This window comes from Humibacter sp., assembly GCF_051954055.1.
In the GTDB taxonomy this organism is placed as follows: Bacteria; Actinomycetota; Actinomycetes; order Actinomycetales; family Microbacteriaceae; genus Humibacter.
Genome location: NZ_JBQCIE010000059.1, coordinates 1 through 4,951, shown reverse-complemented (window position 1 = coordinate 4,951; position 4,951 = coordinate 1). Strand labels below are relative to the sequence as shown.

Genomic DNA, 4,951 nt, shown 5'->3' with positions numbered 1-4,951 from the left:
CGTTCTCAACACCGCGCCGGGCACTCGGAGCGGCCGCCGGGCACAGCACGTCACGCTCGCGCACGCTCTCGGACTCGTCGCCGGCGTGCACTTCTCCACGCGGCACCTGCGCATCTCCATCTCCGATGTCGCCTACACGGTCGTCGCCGAGTCGCACATGCCACTGGCCAAAGACCATCGCGCCGACAACGAGCTCGACCGGGTCATGCTGCTGCTGGCCGACATGCTCGAGTCCGCCGGCGCAGGCATGCTCGACCTGCTCGCGGTCGGCGTCGCGCTTCCTGCGCCCGTCGACCGGCGCACCGGGCGCATCGCACGGCGCGGCATCCTGCGCGGATGGGACGGCGTCGAGGTCTCCGACGTGCTGCAGCAACGACTCAAGCGGCCTGTGTTCGTCGACACGGATGCCAACGCCGCCGCCCTCGGTGAGCTGCGGCTGGGTGCCGCGCGAGGCAAGGAAGACGTCGTGTTCGTCGACGTGGGCGACCGCATCGGCGCCGGCCTCGTGCTCGGCGGACGCGTGTACTCCGGCCACGGCGGCATGGCGGGCGAGCTCGGGCATACGGTCATCCAGGAGGACGGCCCGGTGTGCGAGTGCGGCAATCGCGGGTGCGTTCAGGCCATCGCCGGCGGGAGCGCGCTCATCCAGCGGCTGCAGTCCGCCGGCCGAGGCATCAAGCTGCAAGACGTGATCGTTCGTGCGATGTCGGGCGATGCGGATGCCATCCGCGCGATCGCCGACGCCGGCACCGCCATCGGGGTGGCCACCGCGAACCTGTGCAACCTGCTCGATCCTGAGCGCATCGTCGTCGGCGGCGAGCTCGGCCGCTCCGGCGAGCTACTGCTCGGGCCCATGCGCCGCGAGGTGGAGCGGGCCGTGCTGGCCGGAACCACCTTCGCGCCGGAGATCGTGCAGGGCCAGCTCGGGGCGGGCGCCGCGGCGATGGGCGCCGTCGCGATGGCGGTCGACCGCGTCTCCATTCAGCCCGAGGACTCGACACCGGTGGAGGACATCGCGGAATGAAGGCGATCCGCGCGGGTTCGCTGCTCGCGGTCGCCGCCTGCGTGTTCGCCCTCGTCGGGTGCTCCAACGCGGTGGCGCCCGGCGATACGTCGCACGCGGCCATCGATCCGGCGCACGCGACCATCGGGCTGCTGCTGCCCGACTCCACGAACACCCGCTACGAATCCGCCGACCGGCCGGCGTTCGAGGCGCGCATCCACGATAAGTGCCCTGGCTGCAGTGTGGCCTACCAGAACGCTTCCGCCGACGCGGCGAGACAGCAGCAGCAGGCCGAGTCGATGCTTGCGCAGGGGGTCGCCGTTCTGGTGCTGGATGCCGTCGACGGCGAGGCAGCGGCATCCATCGTCAACGAGGCGGTCGCCAAGGGCGTGCCGGTGATCGCCTACGACCGCATCATCGACAGCCCCGACCTGTCGTTCTTCGTCTCCGCCGACAACGAGCGCGTCGGCGTGCTCCAGGCGCAGGCACTGGTGGATCGCCTGCGGGAGCTGAAGGCGCCAGCCGGGTCGGGCATCCTCATGGTCAATGGATCGCCCACCGACAACAACGCCCGCGCCTACAAGGAGGGCGCCCACTCGGTGATCGACTCGTCGGGTTACACGGTGCTGGCCGAGTACGACACTCCGGACTGGGCCGGCTCGGAGGCGCAGACCTGGGTCGCCGGGCAGATCACCCAGTTCGGCACCCGTATCACCGGCGTCTATGCCGCGAACGACGGCCTCGCGCAGGGCGCCATCGCCGCACTGCAGGCCGCCGGTGTGAACCCGGTTCCGCCGACGACCGGGCAGGATGCCGAGGTGGCCGCCGTGCAGCGCATCATCGCCGGAACCCAGTACATGACCGTGTACAAGCCGATCAGGCAACAGGCGCAGATCGCCGCGGATGCCGCACTCACGGTGGTGCGCGGCGGGCATCCAAAGGGCACGACGACTACGAAGGTGTCGGGAAAGCCGGTGCCCACCGTGACGCTCAAGCCGGTCACGGTGACACTGCAGAACGTGAAGAAGGTCGTGATCGACACCGGATTCCACACCGCCGCGGAGATCTGCACGCCCGCGTACCAGGCCTACTGCAAGGAGCACGGCATCTCATGAGTGCGGGAGACGCTGCCCCGAGCCCGGATGCCACGGGCTCGGCCGACGTGCTCGAGCCGGTCGTCAGCATGCGCGGCATCAGCAAGTCGTTCGGGCACATCCAGGCCCTCCGCAGCGTGGACCTCGACCTGTACGGCGGCGAGGTCGTCGCACTCGTCGGCGACAACGGAGCGGGCAAGTCGACGTTGGTGAAAATCCTGGCGGGGGTCCACCCGCCGGATGCGGGGACGATCGCGTACGAGGGCCGTCACGTCACGATCCCGTCGCCAGCGGCATCCCGCGAGCTCGGCATCGCCACCGTGTTCCAGGATCTCGCTCTGTGCGACAACCTCGACGTGGTCGCCAACCTGTTCCTCGGGCAGGAGCTCGGCAACGGGCCGCTCGACGAGGAGACGATGGAGCAGCGCTCGTGGGAGCTGCTGCGGCAACTGTCTGCTCGCATCCCCTCGGTGCGGATGCCCGTCGCCACGCTCTCCGGCGGCCAGCGTCAGACCGTGGCGATCGCGCGATCGCTGATCGGCGAGCCGAGCGTGGTCATCCTCGACGAGCCGACCGCGGCGCTCGGCGTCGCCCAGACCGCAGAGGTGCTCAACCTCATCGAGCTGCTGCGCGACCGCGGGCACTGCGTCGTGCTGATCAGCCACAACATGGCCGACGTGCAGGCGGTCGCCGACCGGGTGATCGTGCTGCGGCTCGGCCGCGTGAACGGCCGGTTCAGGGCGCCCGACCTCAGCTACGAAGACATCATCGCGTCGATCACCGGGGTGCTGAACCTCGAGGAGGGCACGCCGGAGGACGACCCGCGGGACCGCTTCGGCGGTCGGTTCGGGAGCGCCGACGGCGACACTGCATCCGGCGACGGGAGCGGCCGATGAACGCGATGGATCGCACAGCTGTCCCTCGTGGACCCGCTCGTGGCCGGGCGGAGCCGGGCGCCGTCTACACTCTGCGGGACATGGCATCCGGGTTTGCGGGGCGGCTGCGCGACGGCGAGCTCGGCTCGCTGCCCGTGGTGCTCGGGCTGCTCGTCATCGCCGTGCTGTTCCAGGCGCTCAATCCGCGGTTCCTGGCGCCCGGAAACCTGGTGAACCTCACGCTCCAGGCCACGCCGCTCGGCGTGATCGCGCTCGGAACCGTCGTCGTGCTGCTGGTGGCGCAGATCGACCTCTCCGTCGGATCCGTCAGCGGCCTGGCGAGCGCCGTGGTGGGCGTGTTCGCGATGCGGCTCGGATGGCCGATGATCGTCGGCGTGCTTGCCGCGATCGCGGCGGGCGCAGCGATCGGCGCGTTCTACGGCTTCCTGCTCACCCGCTTCGGCGTGCCCAGCTTCTTGATCACGCTCGCCGGACTCCTGGCCTTCCTCGGCGTGCAGCTGGCGCTCCTCGGCCCCAGCGGATCCATCAACATCCCGTTCACCGACCCGCTCGTTCAGTTCGCGAACACGTGGTTCCTGCCACCCTGGGTCGCCTACATCATCGTCGGCGTCGCCGCACTGGCCGTGCTCGGCACCGGGCTCGCACGCAGGCGCAGACGGATGCTCGCACAGCTGCCGGCGGAGCATCCATCGGTCACGATCGTCAAGGCCGCCGCCCTGCTGGTGGCGCTCTGCATCGTGGTCTGGTACCTCTCGCTCGACCGAGGCACCGCGATCATGCCCGTGCTGTTCCTGCTGCTCGTCGTAGTCGTCTCGTACCTGCTGCGCCGCACGCGCTGGGGCCGATCCGTCTTCGCCGTCGGCGGGAACGTGGATGCCGCGGGCCGCGCCGGCCTGCCCGTCACCCGCACCCTGATCACGGCCTTCGTCATCTGCTCGGCGCTGGCGGCGCTCGGCGGGGTGCTCTCGGCCGCCCGGCTCGGCTCGGCGACAACGCTCACCGGGTCCGCCGACACGAACCTCAACGCCATCGCCGCCGCCATCATCGGCGGCACGAGCCTGTTCGGCGGGCGGGGCAGCGCATGGTCGGCCGTGCTCGGCGTTCTGGTGATCTCGGCCATCTCCAGCGGACTGACGCTGCTCAACCTCGACGCCTCGGTGCGGTACATCATCACGGGCGCCGTGCTGCTGCTCGCCGTCATCGTGGATTCACTTTCCAGACGCTCGCGCGCGACTCACGGCCGGGCGTAGCCCGCGCTTCCGCAGAAACACTGGGCTCTCCGATCGTCGGTTCGAGCTTGTGTTCACTCGCACGCCGAGCGCGGTGCTCATTTTCGCGCTTGTGTTCAATACCTGAACGCATCTGTGTTAGCGTGGCGTTTCGTTGCCGCACCCGAGGCAACGGAAAGCGGTCCGAGTGGCCGCAGCACCACGGGACGAGGGCGTCGAACCCACACGTGAAGAGCCTCAAGCGGCTTGCACGAAGGATGCCTCGCCCCGCACAGCGAGAGGATCATCCGTGGCGAACGCCCCCATTCTGGAAATGCGCGAGATCACCAAGCGCTTCCCCGGTGTGGTCGCACTCTCGGACGTGACGATGACCGTGGCGCGCGGCGAGATCCACGCGATCTGCGGCGAGAACGGCGCGGGCAAGTCGACCCTGATGAAGGTCTTGTCCGGCGTCTACCCCTACGGCACGTACGAGGGCCAGATCATCTACGAGGGCGAGACGGTTCGCTTCTCGAACACGAAGCAGAGCGAGACCGCCGGTATCGCGATCATCCATCAGGAGCTGGCGCTCATCCCCGAGCTCTCGATCACCGAGAACCTCTTCCTCGGCAACGAGATCACCCGGTTCGGCCGCATCGACTGGGTCGCGTCGCAGAAGCGCGCCCGTGAGCTGCTTGACCTCGTCGGTCTTCGCGAGGACCCCGACACTCCGATCAAGACGCTCGGCGT

General features: G+C 69.3%; 5 protein-coding genes. All 5 read left to right on the top strand.

Going from position 1 to position 4,951, the window contains the following annotated elements; translation table 11 throughout:
• Positions 1 to 1,024 (top strand): ROK family protein (locus ACTHNC_RS07500; RefSeq protein WP_440293973.1); only part of this gene is annotated, 1,024 nt, incomplete at its 5' end.
• A complete protein-coding gene (locus ACTHNC_RS07495) occupies positions 1,021 to 2,118 on the top strand; it encodes a substrate-binding domain-containing protein (protein ID WP_440293972.1) in 1,098 nt (365 codons plus the stop codon). The genes ACTHNC_RS07500 and ACTHNC_RS07495, both read left to right, overlap by 4 nt.
• Positions 2,115 to 2,993, top strand: a complete 879-nt coding sequence (locus ACTHNC_RS07490; protein WP_440293971.1) for an ATP-binding cassette domain-containing protein — start codon at positions 2,115 to 2,117, stop codon at positions 2,991 to 2,993. The genes ACTHNC_RS07495 and ACTHNC_RS07490 overlap by 4 nt, the downstream gene beginning before the upstream one ends.
• Positions 2,994 to 3,073: 80 nt before the next feature.
• Positions 3,074 to 4,243: a sugar ABC transporter permease gene (locus ACTHNC_RS07485; RefSeq protein WP_440293970.1), complete on the top strand. Its 1,170-nt coding sequence runs from the start codon at positions 3,074 to 3,076 to the stop codon at positions 4,241 to 4,243.
• 292 nt (positions 4,244 to 4,535) lie between these two features.
• On the top strand, positions 4,536 to 4,951 hold a 416-nt coding region (locus ACTHNC_RS07480; RefSeq protein WP_440293974.1), incomplete at its 3' end, for an ATP-binding cassette domain-containing protein.

Excerpts from the sequence above, each read along its gene's own strand:
- ACTHNC_RS07495 (WP_440293972.1), top strand. The coding sequence starts at position 1,021 with ATGAAGGCGATCCGCGCGGGTTCGCTGCTCGCGGTCGCCGCCTGCGTG.
- ACTHNC_RS07485 (WP_440293970.1), top strand. The coding sequence starts at position 3,074 with ATGGCATCCGGGTTTGCGGGGCGGCTGCGCGACGGCGAGCTCGGCTCG.
- ACTHNC_RS07490 (WP_440293971.1), top strand. The coding sequence starts at position 2,115 with ATGAGTGCGGGAGACGCTGCCCCGAGCCCGGATGCCACGGGCTCGGCC.